This window comes from Prosthecobacter sp. Pr1 (assembly GCF_057652315.1).
In genome coordinates this window covers 88,170-108,028 of record NZ_JBYFBS010000017.1, presented here as the reverse complement: position 1 = coordinate 108,028, position 19,859 = coordinate 88,170, and the positions used below count along the sequence as shown (strand labels likewise).

Sequence of the window (19,859 nt, the reverse complement as noted above, 5' to 3'; positions counted from 1 at the left end):
CTTCAAAAACAAAAACACACTCATGAAAACCAAACTCGCCATCCTTCTCCTGCTCACTTCCTTCGGCCTGCAGGCCGCCCCTGGAACAAAGTCCTACCCACTCAAGACCTGCCTCGTCAGCGGCAACACACTGGGCTCCATGGGCGATCCTGTGACGAAGGTCTACAACGGGCAGGAGATCAAATTCTGCTGCAAACCCTGCGTGAAAAAGTTTGAAGCCAATCAGGCTAAATATCTGGCCAAACTTTCCCGTTAATCCATCCGTACCACATCACCATGAAAGTCATCCTCGGTCTCCTCCTCGTCACCGCTCTTTGCAGCGTCAGTTTCCTGCACGCCGCCCCTGAAGGCATCCCTGCCTCCTACCCGCTCAAAACCTGCGCCGTCTCCGGCGAAGCTTTCGGTGGCGAGATGGGCAAGCCGGTCAAAGTCACCCACGAAGGCACGGACGTGTATCTTTGCTGCAAATCCTGCCTCAAGGACTTCAAGGCCGATCCCGCCAAGTATGTGAAGATGGTCAAGGACGCTGCCGCTAAGAAATAGCCGCAGCACCTCAGGCCAGTCTCAGGCACACCCATTCGCCGATGCCGCGTGCGTCCTGATCGGTCACGCTGGCATCGCTCTGGCATTCCTCCGCGCTGAATTCGCCGCGCGGAGCGATGCGTCCGCCTTTCCAGACGTGAGCACCAGACGGATACGGACCGACTTTGCGCGGATCACTCCACGTATGGATGCCGAGTGTCTGCGGATTGACCGCTGCAGCGATGTGCATAGGGCCGCTGTCCACGCTGATGCAAAACTTTGCCTGGCGCATGATCCAGATCAGCTCGGGCAGGGAGGTGCGCTGGCTCCAGTCGTGAATATGGCTTCCGGTGGGGCGGGTCGGGTCAGACGTCATACCGACGAGCACCACCGGATGCGGAGCCAAGGCATCGCAAAGCGCCTGCAGGGAGGAATGTGAGAGAGATTTGCCCTCCCCACGCGACCAAGGATGCACTGCGATGAAATCCGGCAGAGCCTCAGTCCAGCCGGCGGGCGCAGCGCCGGGAGCGAGCTCAAAGGCGATGTCCTCTGGCTCGATGCGGATGCCCAAGGCGCGCGGCAGTTCGAGATAGCGGTCCACCGCATGGGCTCCGGCATTCACTGGCACGGTGTGGTTGTAAAAAAAGCGAGAGCCTTCGCGGGCATCCGAAAGGCCGATGACGATTTGCGATCCACGCCAGCTGCTGACGAGTCCGCTGCGCAGCAGACCCTGAAAATCGAGCACGATCTCGGGTTCCTCACGTGGCAGCGTCATCCAGGTGCGCCGCCAGTTCCAGAAGCGCGCCAGACCGGCGAGGCCGCGAAAGGTTTTGCGCGGGAAGGGGATCACTTCATCGAGCAGCGGGCTGCCCTGCAGGATGGGTGTCCACTCCGTGTTGGCGAGCCAGCGGATTTTCAGCTGCGGATGTGCGTCGCGCAGCGCCTTCACCGCAGGCAGCGTGTGGACGATGTCGCCCAAGGAACTCGGTTTGACGATGAGCGCGGAGCGGAAATCGCGCAGGCTGGGAAGCTGGCGCGTGGCGGCGCTCATTTGCCCAAGGCAAGACGGTCGGCCAGCAGAGAGGGAAGACCAGCGGCGCGGATTTTACCCTGCGCGGTTTCGATGTCGTATTCCAGCCGGCGGATCGAGATCGTCTGCGCCTGCACGTCGTAGATGGCGTAGGCGGCACGCCAGTCGCCGTCGCGGGGCTGGCCGACACTGCCCACATTGACGAAGTATTTCACACCGCGCTGCAGCATGACGTCGGTGCCACGGGCGGCACGCACAGCGTCGTCCTTCTCAAAAATACGCGGCACATGCGTGTGGCCGTAGAAGCACACTTGGGTGAACTGGTAGCTGAAGCTGGCCATCGCATCAAAGCGGTTGGTCACGTAGCCCCAGTTGCCGGGAGAATCGAGTGTGGCGTGAACGATGGTGAAATCGCGCACCTGGCGCACCAGCTTCAGATCCCGCAGCCACTGGCGCTGCTCTTCGCTGAGCTGTTCACGCGTCCAGAGCAGGGCGTTCTGGGCCAGGGGGTTCAATTCTTCGAGGGAACTCTCGCTGGCGGCCCCTTCATCGTGATTGCCGCGCACCACCGGGCAGCCAAGATCCCGCACTGCCTGCAGGCATTCCACCGGGTTGGCTGCGTAGCCGACGATGTCGCCGAGGCAGACGTAATTGGCACAACCCTGTTCCTGAGCGTCCCACAGAACGGTCTGCAGGGCTTCAAGATTGGCGTGGATGTCTCCGAAAATGGCGAATTTCATCGTCTAAGGTTGGCGGCGATTGCTGCACCTTCGGGACATGAGCAGGGAAATCAAGCATTTCAGTATCAGAAACCTACCGTGAGGAAGGGAACCTGGTGTCTGCACCCCTGGCTGGAAAAGCAAACGGGGCGGATCACCCGATCCGCCCCGTCGCTTGATAGAGTCCAACAGCCAGAAGGAACCACTATTTGAAAGTTTTGACTGAACCGTCTCCGGTTCGTTGTCTGCGGGTAGCCTTCCACAGATCGAAAACCATGCGTCAGGTGCTCGTAAATGAGTTGTAAGGAGGATGTGAGAACACCTTGGGGGTGCTGCTATTTCACGTCCGCCAGTCTTTCGTAATAGCGAAATTCCAAGCCTTCCGACTGGCCCACGATTTCCATGAGCTGGAAAAGATGTTCGAAGGGGGGCAGGAGAACATCGCCCTCGTAGGGTTCGGCGATCCAGGTCAGATACAGGCCGTCACACTGGGGCAGGAGTTCCTCGAACACGCGTGCCCCGCCGATGACAAAGACGGTTTCGGCTTCACCGCACACCTGCGGCAGTTCGGCGGCGCTGCGAATGACGGTGAGCCCTTCGCGTGGTGCCATCGTGTGGCTTAAAACAATGTTCTGGCGTCCCGGCAGCGGCCTGCCGATGGAGTCATACGTCGCACGCCCCATGAGGATGGGGTGGCCGAGCGTCGTTCGCTTGAAAAACTTCAAATCCTCCGGGAAATGCCACGGCAGCTTGCCCTCGCGTCCGATGACGCGGTTGCTGGACATGGCGACGATGGCGATGAGGCGCGGCATGGCCGGAGGTTACCAGAGCTCGATCGGCTGATGCGGTTCGGGGCGGATGATTTCCGTCCCGGGGATGGTTTCAGTGAAGCGGCGGGTGAACCACATCTGCGCAGGCTCTTCACCGTGGACGAGCAGGAGCTTCTTGGGCTTCACCTTCTCGATGTATTCGGCGATCTGTTCACGGGAAGCATGGGCGCTGAGGTCAAAGCTCTCGATGCGGGCGTTCAGCGCCACGGCAGGCATGTCCTTGGCGAGTTTGATCATCGTGCCGGGGGTGGCATTGCGGATCTTGTAGCCGGGGGAATCGGGGTCGGTGTAGCCGACGAAGCAGACGGTGTTGCGCGGGTTATCGAGGAATTTCTGCGCGAAGGTGTTGGAGACGGTGTGCTCCGTCATCATGCCGCTGGAGAGCGCGTAGAGGGAGCGCGGGCTGGAAACGATTTCCTGCCGTTTCTTGCTCTTGCGCGGCACGAGCATCTTCATGTCGTCCAGCAGTCGGAAGCCGGGATAGCTGCGGCGGCTGCGGGAGGCGTAGTGATCGTAGAGCACGGTGATCTTGGTGCTCAGACCGCCGATGTAGAGCGGCATCTCAGGGATGAGGCCTTCCTGATGCAGTTCGTGCAGCATCAGCATGACCTCCTGCGTCTTGCCGAGGGCAAAAACGGGGATCATGACGGCGCCACCGGCTTCATGCGTTTCGCGGATCACTCCGGCGAGACGTTCTTTTTCGCCTTTGCGGGAAAAGCCTTCCGGGCGTGCATAATCGCCACGCGTGGTCTCGGCGATCATCACGTCGATGCCGCTGGTGGGGAAGTCGGCGGCGCGGCAGATCGTCTGCGCCTCGAAATTCACGTCACCCGTATAGAACAACGTGTTGCTGCCTTCACGGACCAGGACGCCCGTGGAACCGAGGATGTGACCGGCGTCGAACATCGTGGCCTCCAGATTGGTGTCCGGAATTTCAAACGGGCGGTCGATGTCGCGGTAGATCCATTGGGCGCGGATGTCATCCAGTTCGCGGTGGGTGAAAAGGGGGTATTCCGTGATGCTTTCCTCCTCGCGCTGCTTCGTCATCACGTTGACAGAGTTGTGCAACATCGCTGACGCCAGTTCGCCGGTGATTTCAGTCATCAGCACCGGGGTGTTTGGCTGCTTGCGCTGCAGCACGGGCATGGAGCCGATGTGATCGTGATGCGCATGCGTGATGATCACTGCGTTGGCCGACTTGTGCGGAAGCGGTGCGAAATCCGGGAGGGCTTCGTAGCCTGCGCGTTTCGGGTGCATGCCGGCATCCAGCACGACGCGAGAATCTCCGGCTTCGAGGAGGTAGGAATTGGCGCCGATCTCACGCCGGCGGGTCAGGTTGCGAAAACGCATGCTATATTTTTTTGGGGGAGGGGAGGCCGACACTAGGGGCTTGCCAGTGTTCCACAAGGGCTAATTGAGGGGGCGGCGGTCATATGACGGCGACATGAATCACTGCTGCGACGTCCAGGCCTTTGCCGTTCCTGCCCTCAGGACAGCCAATAAAGAGACTACTTCCTGCGGCCAGCGATTCGCGCAAACACTGTCGATACAGCGATCAGGGCAGCGGGAATCGTCGGCGGACACCAGATCAAACTGGACTGAAAGGCGAGAAAGCAGATGACCAGCGCCGCGAAGATGCACAGCGTGCCACGCAGGATGGCTTTGCTGCGTGGGACAAACAACACCAGCCAAAGCCCCTTCAGTCCGGCGGCACCCCAGATGATCCATTGCGCCCAGGCAGGCAGCAGCCGCAGACGAGGCAGGGCGAGGACCTGAGCGAGCGCCTGGGCATGCAGGCGTGCCAGTCCGCTTTGCGCGTCATCATCGGTTCCAATGACGATCACCTTGTCCCCTGAGAGATTCGCCTTGTCCTGCGGAGACAAGGCATCGGCCAGTTCCGAGGTCATCAAATGGAGCGCATCCACCTCGTGAACGGGCTGTTTCGTGTTGATGACGAATTCACCGGCAGCCGAAAGAGGCACAAAAGCGCCGTTGGAGAGGTAAGCACCCGCTCCAGGACCCAGCAGCAGGCGCTGAGTGGCATACGGCGTCTGGGTGAAACGTGCCAGAGTCTGGGCCAGGACGGTGGGCAGCAGATGGCCGCTCTCCTGCATGGCATAAGCCAGTTTGCCGGCGTTCTTTGCATCAGGCGGCACGGCAATGCCGATTTCTGCCTGTCGGCGGAGCAGGTCGTCCGGCGCAGCAATCAAGGCCCCTAAAGGAGGAACGGATCCAATGTCCCCCTGCACCTTTTGAAAGGGGGGCAGGGAGCTTTCGAGACCGCCCAAAAATGCGGGGGCCTCACGGCTGGCTGCCAGCTGGGCCTCAACGCCCAGAACGGTGCTGGGGAAAGGCACCAGTGCCTGCGCTGCCTCATTCACAAACTCTGGCGAAGGGCGGCCCCAAAACAGAGTTTCAGGAACCACGACCACCGCTGGATTGTAGGCCTGCAAGCCCTTTAGGACCATCTGCCAGTCCAGCGGGCGCGGGGGCCAGCCGGCATATTCCACCTTGTCAGCCACCCGCATCTTCACCAGCACAACTGGCGAGGAGGTCACTGCTTTATCATCGGCCGCGACAAAACGATCCCGCGCATTGGCCACGAGAAAGTCGAGGAACAACTCATCCACGCGCTGGAAACGCCCCGCCTGATGCTCACGATCCAACCAGCAGCCGAGGCTGCCGAGGAGGAGAACGAGGATCAGGGCACGGATCATGGCAGGCAGAGCCCGGCGGACCTCTCCCGGTTAAGGGGCTGGCGTCTCGGCCGGAGCCGGGATGTCAGTGGTTTCGCGCTTGTCGGCGGCAAACTTGAGGCGCTTGTGCTCGTCGTCAAAGGAGACCTTGACGATGTCGCCTTCGCGGATGTCTCCGCGCAGGAGATGCTCGGCCAGCGGGTCTTCGATGTTTTTCTCCACGGCACGGCGCATTGGACGCGCACCATACTGCGGATCAAAACCTTCCTTCATGAGGAACTCGCGGGCGCTGTCGTCCAGGGTGATGTGGATGTTCTTCTTCTTGAGGCGGACAACCACTTTGCTGACTTCGAGATCGACGATCTTGTTGAGCTGCTCCTTCTCGAGCATGCGGAAGATGACGATGTCGTCGAGGCGGTTGAGGAACTCAGGCTTGAAGAACTTCTTCGCAGCTTCGGTGATCTTGCCCTTGATGCCAGCGTTGTCGGCGGCGTCTTCCTGCATGGCCATGAAGCCCAGGCTGGTCTGGCGTTTGATCTGCTCCGCACCGATGTTGGAGGTGAGGATGACGATGGTGTTCCGGAAGTCGATCTTGCGGCCGAAGTTGTCGGTGACCTGGCCTTCTTCCAGAATCTGCAGCAGCAGATGCATGACATCCGGGTGCGCTTTTTCGACTTCGTCGAACAAGATCACGGAGTAAGGGCGACGGCGCACGGCTTCGGAAAGCTGGCCGCCTTCTTCATAACCGACGTATCCCGGAGGCGCACCGATCAGACGGCTGGCGGTGTGCTTCTCCATGTACTCGGACATGTCGATCTGGATCAGCGACTCGGCGGTGCCAAACATGAATTCGGCGAGGTTCTTCGCGAGGAAGGTCTTGCCGACACCGGTCGGGCCGAGGAAGAGGAAAGAGCCGATCGGACGACGCGGGTCCTTCAAGTCAGCGCGGGAACGGCGCAGGGCCTTGCTGATGGCGATGACGGCTTCGTCCTGCCCGATGACCTTGCCCTTGAGCTCGGTTTCCATCTTGAGCAGCTTCTCGGCTTCAGCCTGTTCCATGCGCTGCAGCGGGACGCCAGTCCACTTCGATACGACGGACATGATGTCCTCTTCTGTGACGTCAACGATGCGCTCCTGATTGTTGGTGCGCCAGGCTTCCAGCACGTCATCAAAACGCTTCTTCGCGTTCTTCTCACGGTCACGGAGGCTCGCGGCTTTTTCGAAATCCTGCTCCTTGATGGAACCTTCCTTCTCGACGCGGATCTCTTCGATCTCGGCTTCAATCACCTTGAGTTCGGGCGGGCGGGTCATGGCGGCAATGCGGGCTTTGGAGCCGGCCTCGTCCATGATGTCGATGGCCTTGTCAGGCAGGAAGCGGGAAGGCAGGTAGCGTGAGCTGAGATTCACCGCCGAGCGGAGCGCGTCTTCGCTGTACTTCGCCTTGTGGTGCAGCTCGTATTTGCCACGAAGGCCGAAGAGAATGCGGATGGCGTCCTCGACGGAGGGCTCCTCGATCTTCACGCTCTGGAAGCGGCGTTCGAGCGCGGAGTCCTTCTCGATGTACTTGCGGTATTCATTCAGCGTGGTGGCGCCGACGCATTGCAGTTCCCCACGGCTGAGCGCGGGTTTGATGATGTTGCTGGCATCCATCGCGCCTTCAGCGCCGCCGGCACCCACAATAGTGTGCAGCTCGTCGATGAAGAGAATGACGTTCTTGTTGCGGCGGATTTCATCCATCACCGCCTTGATGCGCTCCTCAAACTGGCCGCGATACTTCGTGCCGGCGACCATGAGTGCGAGGTCGAGGGTGATGACTTTCTTGTCGCGCAGGATTTCAGGAACGTTGCCGGCGGCAATTTCCTGGGCCAGGCCTTCCACGATGGCGGTCTTGCCGACCCCGGCTTCACCGATGAGCACCGGGTTGTTCTTGGTGCGGCGGCAAAGGATCTGGATAACACGGGCGATTTCTTCCGAGCGGCCGATGACGGGGTCCATCTCACCCTTGATGGCGAGCTCGGTGAGGTCGCGACCGAAGGCCTTGAGCGCCGGGGTCTTCTCGTTCTTCTTCTTGTCGCCGGAAGGCGTGTTGCCCGTTGGATTGACGGGTTCGCTTTCCTCCTCCTCCTCTTCGTTCTGGGAGGAGAAGTTGGGGTCAAGTTCCTTGAGGATCTCGCTGCGTGCCTTGTCGAGGTTCACATCGAGGTTGCGCAGCACCTGAGCGGCCACGCCTTCACCTTCGCGGAGGAGGCCGAGCAGGATGTGCTCAGTGCCGACGTAGCTGTGGTTAAGCGCCTTGGCTTCCTTCGAGGCCAGGGCGAGCACCTTCTTCACCCTTGGGGTATAGGGGATGTTGCCGACCATCTTGGTCTCAGGGCCGGAGCCGACCTGCTGCTCCACCTGCATGCGCACGGTCTCGAGGTCGAGGCCGAGCTTGGTCAAAACGTTGACTGCGACCCCCTGGCCGAGTTTGATGAGGCCAAGCAGGAGATGCTCCGTGCCGACGTAATTGTGGTTGAAACGGTCGGCTTCCTTGCGGGCAAGGGCCAGAACCTGTTGGGCGCGTGGAGTGAAATTATTCATCATTAGTAGGGGAGGTGGTGCCTCCATTGTTAGATTGTGATGGTGGAAAGCTACCCGGGCCGTCGATGGATTGCAACCGCGTGCGGGTTAAATCAGCGCGCATGCTGTCACGCTCTTCAGGGGACAATTCTCGCGCAGCATTGAGCTGCAGATGCGCAGGTTGAATTTCAAGCAGAAGCATGTCGATCAGGCTGCGGTCACAGTTCCCGACAAGGTCGAGATCTGCCCCGAGACGCAGCATGGAAAGCAGGTTCAGTGCCTCTTTGGAGGTAAGGATGTGCGCATACCTCAAAATGGCGAAGGCACGCCCGATCTGGTCCTGCAGCATCGTCTGGTGGTCCTCCTTGAGCTTGGCACGGGCTGTCACTTCAGAGCGGACTACTCCTTCGATGACTTTTTCGATCTGGGCGATGATTTCCGGCTCCGCCTCACCCAGCGTGTGCTGGTTGGAGATCTGGAAGAGGTTGCCCAGAGCTTCAGTGCCTTCCCCGTAGAGGCCGCGCACGGCCAAACCGATCTTGCCAATGGCCTTGATCACCGGGTTGATCTGCTCGGTGAGCACCAGGGCCGGCAGATGCAGCATGACGGAGGCTCGCATGCCGGTGCCGAGATTGGTGGGGCAGGCGGTCAGGTAGCCCAGTTTGGGGTCAAACGCATACGGCAGCAGACCTTCCAGCTCCGTGTCCACGCGGTCCACCACTTCAAAGGCGCTGGTAAGGTTGAGCCCCGGGCGGATGCCCTGGATGCGGAAGTGATCCTCCTCATTGATCATGATGGAGATGCTCTGCTTGCGGTCCACGACCACGGCGCAGCCGGATGACCGTGCTGCATGCTCACGGCTGACGAGGTGGCGCTCCACCAGCACCTGTTTGCGGATCTTGCTGAGCTCAGTGTAGTCCTCACTATAGCCGTCCCGCATTTCGGGCAGTTCTTCCACCACCGGGCGTGCACGTTCCAGCAGCTCGATGCGCTGGCGCTCCTGGCTGAAGCCGGGGAAGGGGTAGCCACGAAGATTGCGTGCCAGACGCACGCGCGAGGTCATGACCACGTCGGAGTGCGGCCCCGCGCCTTTCATCCAGTCGGCGGGGTTCTTGATCAAGGTGGCAAAACGCATCATGAGATTACGAAGTTGGACGGTGCAATAGAGATACGCGTTGAAAGATGAGGAAGGATCATTCCAGCTGAGACATCCTTCATTTGGAGGCCTTGGGCTGGAGATTTTCGATCTCGGATTTCAACTTGGCGGCGTCCTCGTAGCGCTCCTCCTTCACGGCCAGATCCAGCTCGGCGCGGAGCTTGGCAATGTCCGGTGGCGGCACGGGAGGAGTCGGCACCGGGGCCGGTGGAGGCGCTTCCTTCAAGGCTGAAGCTCGCTGCCTTGGGAGTATCTGAGGGGCTACAGCGCTGAGGTGGCTCGGGCGCTTGCCCACATGCCGGGTTCCCTTGTGCATGTTGCGCAGCAGCCCGTCCAATCCATCACGGAAGGCGGCATAACATTCCGGACAGCCCATGCGTCCGATCTTCTTCAGCTGGGAGGCCGTGAAGCCGCAGGCGTCACACACGATTTCCATCGTGTCCGACTCCGTTCGGTGGGAGGGGCTTAGAAATGCCTCCGCCAGACCGAAGCCGGTTTCCTCGGTCACGCCTTTGGCCTTGGAGCAGGTTTCACACAGATTCACCGTGGTCATCTGACCGTTGATGATCTGGGTGAGGAACACGGTGGCCTCATTTTCGCAAACGTCGCATTTCATGGATTTAGTCGTGCATGCTATCATGCCACACAAGTGATACGAACGGCAGCACGTACTGGGTATGACAGGTATTCGCGCCCGTCAACCAATGCCCTGAGCCGTCAGCCATTCGTCCAGCTCCCTCTGAAGCTGCGAATGCTTCGCAAAGCTGTAATGAAATGTCCGAAAACCAAGGCGTTTCGCGGTGGCGATGTTGGCCTCCAGATCGTCGATGTAAAACGTGCGCGCGGGGTCCAGATCCAGCTGCGCGGCGGTCTTGAGGAAGATCTCCTCCCCCGGCTTGGCGCAGCGGGCGATGTGCGAGTACACTCCATCTTGGAAATGCTGGAAGATCCCAAACTCGCGCAGGAAGTAGCTTTTGTGCAGCTCGTTGGTGTTGGAGAGCAGGTGCATCGGCAGCTTTCCCTCCAGCGCGGAGAGCGTCGCGTGCATGGGCTCATTCTGGGCAAAGATTTCGCACCAGATGGCCGCGAATTCATCGGGCGAGCCTCGAAACCCCGTCCGCGCCATGCCCTGCCGCACGAACTCCGCGTCATCCATGTCCCCCACCTCATACGGGCCTTTGATGTCATCGAACAATGTCAGCACCGTCTCCGCCGGATGGTCGCACTGCTGCGCCAGTCGCCGGGCGGCGATGCTGAAATCGAAGTCGATGAGGACTTTGCCGATGTCGGAAAGAATAACGGGCTGGGGCATGGCTTTCCTATGCACGCAGGTCTTGCGTGCGCCAGATGAATCCGTGCTGAGAATGACGGGGCGGATTACTTCATCAGCTCGGCGAGCTTTGGACCAATGGCGTCAGCCCAGATCTGATAGCCGGCAGGGGAGAGGTGAAGGAAGTCAGGCATGATCTCCTTGGTGAGGCTGCCGTCGGGCTGCATGAACTTGTCACCGATGTCGAGGAAGAAGACATTCTTGCCGTCGTCGAGTTTGGCGATGATGGCGTTCACCTGCTTCAGTTTGTCGCGGCCTGGATTCGGACTGGCTTTTTCGCCACGTGGGAAAACCGCGAGCAGAAGGATCTTCGCTTGTGGCTGCTTGGCGCGGATGGTTTCGACAATGACAGTGACACCCTTGGCGATGCCTTCGGCGGAATCCGAGCCGGAGTTGTTTGTGCCGATCATGAGCACCACGGCCTTCGGTTTGATGACCTCAAGTTCGCCGTTCTGGATGCGCCACAGCACATGCTGAGTGCGGTCGCCGCCGATGCCGAAATTTGCAGGGGTGTAGCCGGCGAAGGCCTTTGCCCAGACTTCCTTGCCAGCGCCTGCCCAGCCAGCGGTGATCGAGTCGCCCAGGAACACGAGCTGCGCTTTGCCTTCCTTGGCGATGTTCACGAACTTCTCATGCGAAGCGATGAAGCCGGGGTTGATCTTGCCATCTTTGCCATACTTCTCCGCAGGCACATCCGGTGGTTGCGGGGGCATGACAACCGCCGGAGCGGCTGGCTTGACGGCAGGAGCCGGGGTCTGTGCCCGGAGGGCGGTGGTGGCAAGCAGGAGCAGGGACAATGCGAGTGATGTAATTTTCATGCATGCGCATTGTGGCGGGCTGCTCGCGGGCAGGCAATCCGAAAGAGCATCTGGTGCCATTCGTTTAGCTAATCCCAGCGGCGTCAGCCTTTCCCGGCCCCTGCACCGCTCAATCCTGGCTGCCAACGTTTTTCCTTCACTGGGATTGACGCGATCTGCCGGTTCTGACTAGCATGACCGGGAATCCCCTAAATTCAACCAACCACAACCACACAATATTATGCCAAGCAATCATGGTGTCGCCTACATGGGTACCGGTAAGGTAGAGGTTCAGAGCATTGATTTCCCGAAACTGGAATTGCGCGAACAAAAGCGCAAATGCCATCACGGAGTCATCCTTAAAGTCGTCAGCACCAACATCTGCGGCTCCGACCAGCACATGGTGCGTGGCCGTACCACCGCACAGAAGGGGCTGATCCTCGGCCATGAAATCACCGGTGAAGTCATCGAGACCGGCCGCGATGTGGAGTTCATCAAGAAAGGGGACATCGTCAGCGTGCCTTTCAACATTGCCTGCGGACGTTGCGCCAACTGCAAAGAAGGCAAGACCGGCATCTGTCTGAATGTGAATCCTGCCCGTCCTGGCGCGGCTTATGGCTACGTGGACATGGGCGGCTGGGTCGGTGGGCAGGCGGAATACGTCATGGTGCCCTACGCTGACTTCAATCTCCTGAAGTTCCCGGATCGCGATCAGGCGTTGGCCAAGATCAAAGACCTCACCCTCCTCTCGGACATTTTCCCCACTGGCTATCACGGCGCCGTCTCCGCAGGAGTGGGCCCGGGTGCGACGGTTTACATCGCCGGTGCCGGCCCTGTCGGTCTCGCCTGTGCGGCTTCCTGTCATCTGCTCGGCGCCGCTGTCGTCATCGTCGGTGATTTGAACAAGGAGCGTCTGGCCCAGGCCCGCCGCTTCGGTTGTGAAACCGTGGACGTTTCCCTCTCTGCCTCCATTCAGGATCAGATCGAAAACATCCTCGGCGTGCCTGAAGTGGACTGCTCGGTGGATTGCGTCGGCTTTGAAGCCCGTGGCTGCGGCCATGACCACAGCAAGGAAGTGCCTGCTCAGGTGCTCAACAGTGTCATGGAACTCACCAAGGCGGGCGGTGCCATCGGCATTCCCGGCCTCTACGTCACGGGTGATCCGGGCGCGGTCGATGAAGCTGCCAAAGTGGGCAGTCTTTCCATCCGCATCGGTCTCGGCTGGGCCAAGAGCCACACCTTCGTCACCGGCCAGTGCCCGGTCATGAAGTATCATCGCCGCCTCATGATGGCGATCCTTCACGACAAGATCAAAATCGCCAAGGCGACCAATGTGCAGGTGATCTCCCTGAAGGGTGCTCCCAAAGGCTACGTGGACTTCGACAAGGGCGCTGCCCGTAAATACGTCATCGACCCTCACGGCATGATCAAAGCCTGATCCGTTTTTGAGAGTTAGGTTGGAAGGCCCTCCTGCTGTGAAGCTGGAGGGCTTTTTCTTGAGTACGACAGACACTCCTGTCTGTCGATCAGCGCCACCACAGTCTCCCCGACAGACAAGAGTGTCTGTCGCACTTTTTACAGTGTCTGAATGAACCGGTCCGCCTCAGCAATGGAGCGGTTCAGCTGATCCAGCAGCCTCTGAATATCTCCCTGAATGTTGTCCGCCGTACCACGCAGCGAGCCAATGGCTGCGGCGTTCAGATTATGCTTCAAATAAAGCACCTGATCGTGAAACTGGCGCAGCACCGGCTCCATCGTAGCCTCAGCCGAGTGCAGGGAACGTGAAAGGGGCTCAAACCGGCTGCGAGTGTCCGCCAGCTTGCGGCGGCTGTCGGCCGCCAGAGAGGCGTTTTCATACTGGCGGATCTCGCTCTCCCATTCGCGGAAGAGATCCCGCGCCACCGTGTCCACCTCGCGGATCTGGCCGCGTACCCGAGTTGCCTGGGCTTCGCAGTCTTCATATTCGCCTTTAAAGCGGTTGTACGCAGACTCGAGATTGCCGCCATTGTAGTTGGTCAGCTTTTTGAGCTGGGTGAGCGCGTCCTGAAACTGTTCACCCGCATCCTTTTGCTCGCCACGAGCTTTCTTGACCGCGCTCTTGAGCAAGTCACGCTTCTCGTAGCCCAGCTTTTCCCAGGCGGCGTAATAGACGGTGTTGCAGGCAGCGAGTGAAACCGCCAGCCCAAGGAGGAAAAGCCGGGAACGCATGCAGAATCAGCCCACGAATTTCAAGGTGCCCACCTGACCTGCGGCCATGGCGGCGTGCTGCGCGTCGGTGCAGGCGGAATTGGTCGGTGCATCGGCCGGAGCTTCGTTCTTTTCGAGCAGGCCGTTGTCATTCATCCAGGCCTCCACTTCAGCACCGCTGATGTCGGCAAGCATGGTGCCGTTGATTTCCACGCAGGGGGACAGCGGCTGGCCGCTCTTTTGTTCCATTTCCCAGCGGAAGGCGGGATTTTTGATGATGTCCTTCTCTTCGAAAGTGAGATCGTATTTGCGGAAGATGGCACGGACGCCTTCGCTCCAGCCACAGTAGGTTTTCAGGTAGGCGGTGATTTTGGGTGTTTGCATAGCGCGTTGGGTTACGCCCTCAGCCTAGCGGACGATGCAGCGAATGCAAATGGGCTGTCGTGGTCGCAGGTGGTTGGAAAATCTCCGCAAAATTCTCAGTGACGGTGATTCAAGAAACCAGTTCAATTGCATCCTAAACAACCTTCTGATTATGAAAGAACGCAGCGCTCTGGCTCTTCCCGGCATTCTCGTCATTTTTGCGGCACTCGGCCTCGTGGCCATCAGCTTTTACCAATTCCCTCAGTACATCCCACTGCTGACAGTTCCAGCGGCCATCATCGGGTTCTTGCTGCTGAAGGGTTTCGTCATCGTTTCTCCCAATGAAGCCGTGGTGCTCACTTTCTTTGGCAAGTACACCGGCAGCCTAGTTAACAACGGGTTCTGGTGGATCAACCCCTTCGCCGGCAGGCAGAAGATCTCCCTCAAAATCGCCAACTTCCAAAGCGAGCAGCTCAAGGTCAACGATGCTCATGGCAATCCGATTGAAATCGCAGCGGTGATCGTCTGGCGTGTGGTGGACTCTGCCAAGGCGACCTTTGCCGTCGAGAACTGCAATAACTTCGTTCGTCTGCAGGGGGAGACGGCACTGCGCCACCTCTCCAATCTTTTCCCCTATGAGCCGCACACGCCCGGGGAAATCGCCCTCCGCAGCCACCCTGTGGACATCGCACGCCAGTTGCGTGCGGAACTTGAGGAACGCACCAGTCTGGCGGGCATTGAGATTTTGGAGGCCCAGCTTAGCCATCTGGCCTACAGCCCGGAAATTGCCCAGGCCATGCTGCGCCGCCAGCAGGCACAGGCGGTTCTCGCCGCGCGCCAGATCATCGTGGATGGTGCCATCGGCATGGTCGAAATGGCGCTGCGCAAGCTTGAAACCGACGGCATCGTGCAGCTCGACGCAGCCTCCAAATCCACCATGGTGAACAATCTGCTCGTCACGCTCGTCTCCGAACATCACATCCAGCCCGTGCTCTCGACAGCGCCAATGAAAAGCTGAGGGGGGCGGCTCCTTACAAGGTCATGCTGCTGACCGGCGCTTCCCGCCAAGTGTCTGCCTCGTTGATCACGAGGTGGAGCGTCGTCATCACAGTCTGTGCCGTGTAAGGTTTGGGCAGGAAGTGCCTGACACCCATCTCGGCCACTTTGGCCGGCCCGCCCAGGTGGGCGACACCGCTGGCCGCGATGATTTTCACATCGGGATTGATGCGCTGGAGCATCTGAATGGTGGCCGGGCCATCCATGACTGGCATCATCATGTCTGTCAGCACCACGGCGATTTCCGCGTTGTGCTGGGTATAAAGCGCCACTGCCTCAGCACCATTGGCGGCCACCAGGGTGCGGTAGTCCAGCGCCTCGAGGGTCTGCCGTGTGGTGGTGCGGATGGCCTCCTCATCATCCACGATCAGGATCAGTTCGCCTTTGCCCAGCGGCATCGGCGGTTCTTCCTTGAGTGGGGATTTAAGGCAGTTGCCCGTATTGGGGACGGCTGGCAGCCAGATGGTAAAGGCGGTCTCCTTGGTGGGTTCGCTGGTGACGGTGACGAAGCCTCCATGGCTCTTGGTGATGCTCAGCACTGTGGACAGACCAAGCCCCGTGCCCTTGCCGATCTCCTTGGTGGTGAAGAAGGGGTCGAAAATCTTGTCCAGGACTTCCGGGGGAATGCCGCTGCCGGTGTCACTCACGCTGATCGTGACATAGGGGCCGGGTTTGGCATCCATTTGCAAGGCTGCTGCGGCCTCGTCCATGACGGAACAGCCGGCAGCGATGGTCAGTGTTCCGCCGTCGGGCATGGCATCACGCGCATTCACGCACAGATTGAGCAGAATTTGATGCAGCTGCGTGGGATCCCCCAGAAATGAAGGCAGTTCGTCAGGCAGTTTGCTGAAACAGCAGATGTTCTTGGGGAAGGTGTCCTGAACGAAGTGCTGGATGTCCTTGATGAGAGGGCCGGCGCGCAATTCCGTCCGTCTGCCCTCCACTCCGCGCGCAAACGTGAGGATCTGCCGCACCAGATCCGCCCCGCGCCTGGCACTGCTTTCAATGTTGCCCAGGATGGAGAGTGTTCGTTCGTTCGTATGGGTGAGTCGCAGCAGCTCGATCGACATGATGATCGGCGTGAGCACGTTGTTAAGGTCATGGGCGATGCCGCCTGCCAGCGTGCCCACACTTTCGATCCGCTGTGCGCGCAGGAACTGCTGCTCCAGCTTCTTCTTCTCAGTGATGTCGGTCACGATGCCGAGGAAGCCGGTGATCTCTCCCTCCTCGTCCAGCATGGCTGTGATATTCAGGGAGACGGAGACGCGGCTGCCATCTTTCCGCACGTAGGTGCATTCCCGTTCTCTTAGGATGCCGCATTTGACATGGGCCACGAACACCTCAAATCCCGGTGCAATGGTCATGCCTGTTTCGCGCGAGACCTCGGCGGCCATGCGCTCCATGTCGGACGCATCATGGAACAGTTCCGGTGTCAGGCTGCCGACAACCTCCTGCCGTAAATACCCGGTGAGCTTTTCTGCTCCGCAGTTGAACGTGGCGATCAGTCCCTTCGTGTTGGTGCTGATGATGCCGCAGGCGGCGCTCTCCAGCACGCCATTTTGCAGATACGTCAGTTCCTGGAGTTTCACACTGGTGTCGATCAGCCGCTCCATGGTGGAGATCTGTCCGCGCGTCAGCAGCAGGGCTGTCATCAAGGCGATGCCTCCTGTCACTCCGATCTGCAACCAGTCCAGCAGCCGGATATGCTCGTTGATGTCCGCATTGACCTGAAGAATTTTTTGGGCGGCCTGATCCAGGGAACCTGCCAGAGCGTCGCAGTCTTCGGTCAGCAATTCTCCCAGGCCCCTCAGCAGAGTGGGGGTGGCGTCGGTGCGGGGATAGAGCCTCCTCATCAGCTTGGCTGCCTTTAAATAGCTTCCATGGGCCTCCTCCAGCTTTTGCAGGATGCTGGCCAGCTGGTTCCCTGTGGCGTGCTTCACCAGCTTGCCAGAATGGAGGGTTTCCTCGCAGGTGTTCATGAGGCCCCAGACGAGATCTATGCGTCCCAGATAGTAAATCTGCAGCGGTGCGGTGCTGCTCTCCGCCTGAAGCATCAGTCGGCTGAGTGTCTGGCTGTCTGCACGCTGCCTCCCCAGCAAATTGACCGCGTTCACCGTCGCGGTACGTTCTTTTTCCAGAGTGGCTCCGATGTTTTCAAACACGACAAAACTGACCAGCAGAAGCAGTGCAGACCCCCCGAAGATGAGCCAAAGACGCCTGAAAAAATGCCGCAAATTGGGCAGCTCCTGGCGCGCCGGCAGGGAGAATACAGGCTTCTTTAAAAAATGGGTCACGCTCATTGCGCGAGACCATAGGTGAATGGCCACGGCCATCCCTTGGCAGTTGGTTCAAAAGAACCTAAGCCTTTGCCTCTAAGTCCGGAATGGATTGGAGAGCTTTGTTAAATGCAGGAAATCACTTCCAACCAAGATTCTGTTTCAAGAATTCAAATGTGCCAACTCCGTGGATGGTGTGAGGGCCGTCGAAGTGCTCGATGGTCGTGCGGTCACCGATGAGGAGCTTGTTGTAAAGCCGGCGCACCTTGGCGAACTCGTAGTTCACCCATTCATCCACGCCCACACCGTCGTTGTGACCGCGCTCGACCATAAAGGGCCTCGGCGCGATGAGGGCGGCCATTTCCGCATAGTTGAAAGTGCGGCCCATGTTCCACTCCCAGATTTCATACTCATGGGTGTGGATGTAGCTCATGGGCATGTCCGTGCTCACGCACTTGCGCACCCATTCATTGAAGTCGCCGCTGCAGATGCTCAGGCAGTAATCCGTCAGCACGGCAGGCGTGCGCATGGCGGATTTTCCACCGTAGCTCAGGCCGTAGAAGGCGATCTTGCCCGGCTGCGTGAACGGTTGCGCCTTCAGCCACTCCAGAATGCGCTGGTGCTGGCCGTTGATGACGCTGTACAGCGTTAGGCCCAGCGGATTGAGCTTCCGCTGCAGCGTGCGAAACGCATCTTTGCCACGGTAGGGATTGTGCGGAGCAAAGGTGATGAAGCCCTGCTCAGCCAGACGCAGCGTGAAAGCCTTGTAGGCTCCGTAGGCGCGGTTGGTCTCATCCGTGGTGATGGTGTCTTCCGGCAGTCCTTCCAGACCATGCTGGCAGACGACGACGGGGCGCTTCTCGCCGGGCTTGAGATCCTTGGGCATGCACAGCCATCCCCAGGCAAAGACATCGTCCCACACATCCATCGTCACCTCATAGATCTTGACCTTGTCAGTCTCACGCACAAAGCGGCTTTTGGCATTCGCTGGCAGGCTCGGATCTGGCAGGCGGCCGATGACTTCATTCCAAAAGCGGTCACGCTCACCGGCGGTATGCTTTTCAAACTCCGCCAGGGTTTTGAGTGGCAGCTTGTCCCAGAATTGTGTTTTGCGCTCCATTTCGGTGCTGACGAGCAGACGTTGCGTGAATGTCTCCAGTTCGCGCACCATGCGCTTCTGGCGCGTGACATCCACTCGGGCATGCTGCTCGTTTTTCTGTGGCATGATCGGCTCGATCCGTTTCACGAGCTGTTCGGCAACTTCTGAGGGCAGCAGATGGGTGACCACATCCTTCAGGCCATGCTCCTCCGTGGCCAGCATCAGCCAGTCACCGGGCACGAGTGCCTTGGCGCGGGCGACCTCGGCCTTGACGGCTTCGAGGGTGGGTTTCGTGATCTTGCCGGGGGCTGCGATTTCACGTTCGCCCGGCTTTGCCTTCGGCGGGCCCTGCACATTCGGGAAGCCGAGGTTTTGCACCACCAGGGGGCGTGGCCCGATGAGGGAGGCCACTTCGGCATCGCCAAAGTCACGCAGCAGGTTGAAGACATTGCGGTAGATCGGCTCGGCCCAAACGCCTTCACGTGGTTCGAAACAACCCCACACATAGACAGAGCTGATGCGCTCGTCGATGGCTCCAGAATACATGGCGATGAGTCCGCCTTCGCCGAGTCCGGCTACAAGCAGCGGCAGCTTCGTCTGCGTGCCGAAGTAATCGACGAGGGAGAGCATCTTCTGCACTTCGTAACCGATGATGTGACGTCCCAGCTCATACGACTGGCGGTAGATCCACTCACGGTGCGGCACGTTGGTTTTCACGCCGAACTTGTCATTGGTGCTGAACTCGCTGCTGCGGCTGATGAGCGCAGGAATGACGATCTCGCAGCCACTATAGGCCAGCATGGCGTCATTCGCCAGCTTCTCGGGATCAGTGTCCGCATCCGGGATGTAGATCACCCGCGCTACTGGCTTGTCTTTCGGCTGAATCAGGATGCCCTCTCCATGCACGCCGTCAAAAACTGGCCAGCGCACCCGCAGGATGCGTGCGGTGTCGGTTTCCGCCAGGAGCGCCGGATTGTTTGTATCACCCACGAGTTCGAGCGCCGTGATAGGCAGGCGCTCGTCCACCGCACCGATGATGGCCTTCAATTTTTCGCGGGTCGGCTTGCGGCCTGTTTTCGACTGGTCGATGAGCCGCAGCGCCATTTTGTCGATCCCCGCCACCATGGTGGCGGAGAAATCGGGATTCGGCTCCAGCGGCTGGGTGCCTGGCAGCACCTGAGCCTGCAATGAGGTGGCAATGAGTAGCGGGAGGAGAGGGCGGATCATGAGAGATCAAAC

The 19,859-nt window shown here is 59.5% G+C and carries 18 protein-coding genes; 4 read left to right on the top strand and 14 right to left on the bottom strand.

The features are described 5' to 3' along the window. Positions 1 to 22 precede the first annotated feature (22 nt). Positions 23 to 256, top strand: a complete 234-nt coding sequence (locus AC24GY_RS22720) for a hypothetical protein (RefSeq protein ID WP_422318484.1) — start codon at positions 23 to 25, stop codon at positions 254 to 256. A gap of 20 nt (positions 257 to 276) precedes the next feature. Then, positions 277 to 543 (top strand): hypothetical protein, encoded by a 267-nt coding sequence (locus tag AC24GY_RS22715; RefSeq protein WP_422318482.1) that lies wholly within the window; start codon positions 277 to 279, stop codon positions 541 to 543. 10 nt (positions 544 to 553) lie between these two features. On the opposite strand, the gene AC24GY_RS22710 is transcribed toward AC24GY_RS22715, so the two are convergent. From AC24GY_RS22710 to AC24GY_RS22665, 10 genes are all read right to left on the bottom strand, one after another. Next, on the bottom strand, positions 554 to 1,573 hold the full coding sequence (locus tag AC24GY_RS22710; RefSeq protein WP_487687539.1) for a glycosyltransferase family 9 protein: 1,020 nt from the start codon (positions 1,571 to 1,573) through the stop codon (positions 554 to 556). Further along, entirely contained in the window at positions 1,570 to 2,292 is a 723-nt protein-coding gene (locus AC24GY_RS22705) for a metallophosphoesterase family protein (RefSeq protein WP_422318478.1), read from the bottom strand. Before AC24GY_RS22705 ends, AC24GY_RS22710 begins: the two co-directional genes overlap by 4 nt. A gap of 314 nt (positions 2,293 to 2,606) precedes the next feature. Beyond that, on the bottom strand, positions 2,607 to 3,083 hold the full coding sequence (locus AC24GY_RS22700; RefSeq protein WP_487687536.1) for a dihydrofolate reductase: 477 nt from the start codon (positions 3,081 to 3,083) through the stop codon (positions 2,607 to 2,609). A 9-nt stretch (positions 3,084 to 3,092) separates the two neighbouring features. Then, on the bottom strand, positions 3,093 to 4,451 hold the full coding sequence (locus AC24GY_RS22695) for an MBL fold metallo-hydrolase (RefSeq protein ID WP_487687534.1): 1,359 nt from the start codon (positions 4,449 to 4,451) through the stop codon (positions 3,093 to 3,095). Between the two features lie 158 nt (positions 4,452 to 4,609). After that, complete coding sequence (locus AC24GY_RS22690; RefSeq protein ID WP_487687531.1) at positions 4,610 to 5,818, bottom strand: hypothetical protein; 1,209 nt, start codon at positions 5,816 to 5,818, stop codon at positions 4,610 to 4,612. Positions 5,819 to 5,848: 30 nt separating this feature from the next. Further along, positions 5,849 to 8,377: an ATP-dependent Clp protease ATP-binding subunit gene (locus tag AC24GY_RS22685; protein ID WP_487687622.1), complete on the bottom strand. Its 2,529-nt coding sequence runs from the start codon at positions 8,375 to 8,377 to the stop codon at positions 5,849 to 5,851. Further along, positions 8,370 to 9,494, bottom strand: a complete 1,125-nt coding sequence (locus AC24GY_RS22680) for a protein arginine kinase (RefSeq protein WP_422318466.1) — start codon at positions 9,492 to 9,494, stop codon at positions 8,370 to 8,372. The genes AC24GY_RS22685 and AC24GY_RS22680 overlap by 8 nt, the downstream gene beginning before the upstream one ends. 76 nt (positions 9,495 to 9,570) lie before the next feature. Beyond that, positions 9,571 to 10,128, bottom strand: coding sequence for a UvrB/UvrC motif-containing protein (locus AC24GY_RS22675; RefSeq protein ID WP_422318464.1), 558 nt, complete (start codon positions 10,126 to 10,128; stop codon positions 9,571 to 9,573). An 81-nt stretch (positions 10,129 to 10,209) separates the two neighbouring features. Then, positions 10,210 to 10,824 carry an HAD family hydrolase gene (locus tag AC24GY_RS22670; RefSeq protein ID WP_487687528.1) on the bottom strand — a complete coding sequence of 205 codons (615 nt, stop codon included), beginning with the start codon at positions 10,822 to 10,824 and terminating at the stop codon, positions 10,210 to 10,212. Between the two features lie 65 nt (positions 10,825 to 10,889). Then, positions 10,890 to 11,660 carry a platelet-activating factor acetylhydrolase IB subunit gene (locus AC24GY_RS22665; protein ID WP_487687526.1) on the bottom strand — a complete coding sequence of 257 codons (771 nt, stop codon included), beginning with the start codon at positions 11,658 to 11,660 and terminating at the stop codon, positions 10,890 to 10,892. 220 nt (positions 11,661 to 11,880) lie between these two features. On the opposite strand from AC24GY_RS22665, the gene fdhA reads away from it, so the two are divergent. Beyond that, the gene (gene fdhA / locus AC24GY_RS22660) at positions 11,881 to 13,077 is read left to right on the top strand and encodes a formaldehyde dehydrogenase, glutathione-independent (RefSeq protein WP_422318458.1); all 1,197 of its coding nucleotides are present in this window, start codon (positions 11,881 to 11,883) and stop codon (positions 13,075 to 13,077) included. Between the two features lie 137 nt (positions 13,078 to 13,214). Here the strand turns inward: fdhA and AC24GY_RS22655 are convergent, their stop codons facing one another. Continuing rightward, positions 13,215 to 13,847, bottom strand: a complete 633-nt coding sequence (locus tag AC24GY_RS22655; RefSeq protein ID WP_487687523.1) for a DUF2959 domain-containing protein — start codon at positions 13,845 to 13,847, stop codon at positions 13,215 to 13,217. A gap of 6 nt (positions 13,848 to 13,853) precedes the next feature. After that, positions 13,854 to 14,210, bottom strand: a complete 357-nt coding sequence (locus AC24GY_RS22650; protein WP_487687521.1) for a glutaredoxin family protein — start codon at positions 14,208 to 14,210, stop codon at positions 13,854 to 13,856. 151 nt (positions 14,211 to 14,361) lie between these two features. Here AC24GY_RS22650 and AC24GY_RS22645 point away from each other — a divergent pair, with 151 nt between their 5' ends. Further along, positions 14,362 to 15,207 carry an SPFH domain-containing protein gene (locus AC24GY_RS22645; protein ID WP_487687518.1) on the top strand — a complete coding sequence of 282 codons (846 nt, stop codon included), beginning with the start codon at positions 14,362 to 14,364 and terminating at the stop codon, positions 15,205 to 15,207. 13 nt (positions 15,208 to 15,220) lie between these two features. Here AC24GY_RS22645 and AC24GY_RS22640 read toward each other — a convergent pair whose 3' ends face one another. Continuing rightward, on the bottom strand, positions 15,221 to 17,407 hold the full coding sequence (locus AC24GY_RS22640; protein WP_487687516.1) for a hybrid sensor histidine kinase/response regulator: 2,187 nt from the start codon (positions 17,405 to 17,407) through the stop codon (positions 15,221 to 15,223). 253 nt (positions 17,408 to 17,660) lie between these two features. Next, complete coding sequence (locus AC24GY_RS22635) at positions 17,661 to 19,847, bottom strand: alpha/beta hydrolase family protein (RefSeq protein ID WP_487687514.1); 2,187 nt, start codon at positions 19,845 to 19,847, stop codon at positions 17,661 to 17,663. Positions 19,848 to 19,859 lie beyond the last annotated feature (12 nt).